Genomic DNA, 1,028 nt, shown 5'->3' on the forward strand with positions numbered 1-1,028 from the left:
GGGCCATCTACAGCGAGAACCAGATTCAGTTCGTGAGCGAGAATTTTGTTGAACTGTTGCAGGCTTGGCATCAACGCGTAGTTAAAAACGGCGTAATAAGAAAAGACTTGGCTAGCAAGAAGCAAGGAGATGAACAGTAGAATAGATTGTGTCAGTGAACTTCGGATTCGCATGGAAATTTCCTGATGATCCTAATTGCGAAAACCTCGACCACCAAATAAGAAGAAAATTTGATGGCCGAAGTTTTAAAAACCGATTGCCGGTTAAGGGAGTAAGAATTACGACTCTTTGCCGTCTGGGACAGATACGTAACCTAAACCCCATACGGTCTGGATGTAGCGAGGTTTGCTCGGATCGTCTTCCAGCATGCGGCGTAGACGAGAAATTTGTACGTCGATAGAACGCTCCATCGCCGAGTATTCACGACCACGCGCCATGTTCATCAGCTTATCACGCGACATTGGCTCACGCGCGTTGGTTACCAGTGATTTCAACACCGCAAATTCACCCGATGTTAATGGCATCGCCTCATCACCACGGAACATTTCACGCGTGCCGAGATTCAAACGAAACTCGCCAAACTCGACCACTTTTTCTTCCGTACTTGGCGCGCCCGGTAGCTCAACCGTTTGGCGACGTAAAACCGCTTTAATACGAGCGAGTAGTTCACGCGGGTTGAACGGTTTAGGTAGGTAATCGTCCGCACCAACTTCCAAACCAACAATACGGTCAACCTCGTCACCTTTTGCTGTCAGCATCAGAATTGGCAACATGTTATTGGCGTGGCGTAAACGGCGACAAATCGACAAGCCATCTTCGCCTGGTAACATCAAATCCAATACCATTAGGTGAAAGTTTTCGCGTGTTAGTAGGCGATCCATTTGTTCGCCGTTTGCTACACTACGGACTTGAAAACCTTGCTCAGAAAGGTAACGCTCCAACAGAGCACGCAAACGAGCATCGTCATCAACCACTAAAATTTTATGATTTTCTTGCATTGAAACATCCTTTCAGAAGCGTCTATTGTC

General features: G+C 47.0%; 1 protein-coding gene and 1 pseudogene. Both read right to left on the minus strand.

Annotated features, from left to right (window positions below):
- A pseudogene (envZ, locus tag R7P74_RS25040) lies at positions 1 to 173 on the minus strand (two-component system sensor histidine kinase EnvZ); the annotation flags it as partial.
- Positions 174 to 278: 105 nt separating this feature from the next.
- Complete coding sequence (ompR, locus tag R7P74_RS25045) at positions 279 to 998, minus strand: osmolarity response regulator transcription factor OmpR (protein WP_318123341.1); 720 nt, start codon at positions 996 to 998, stop codon at positions 279 to 281.
- Positions 999 to 1,028: the final 30 nt, after the last annotated feature.

It is taken from the genome of Vibrio sp. 2033 (genome assembly GCF_033339735.1).

What these genes read in the sequence shown, in the direction of transcription:
- ompR (WP_318123341.1), bottom strand. Translation starts at nt 998, where the DNA reads ATGCAAGAAAATCATAAAATTTTAGTGGTTGATGACGATGCTCGTTTG.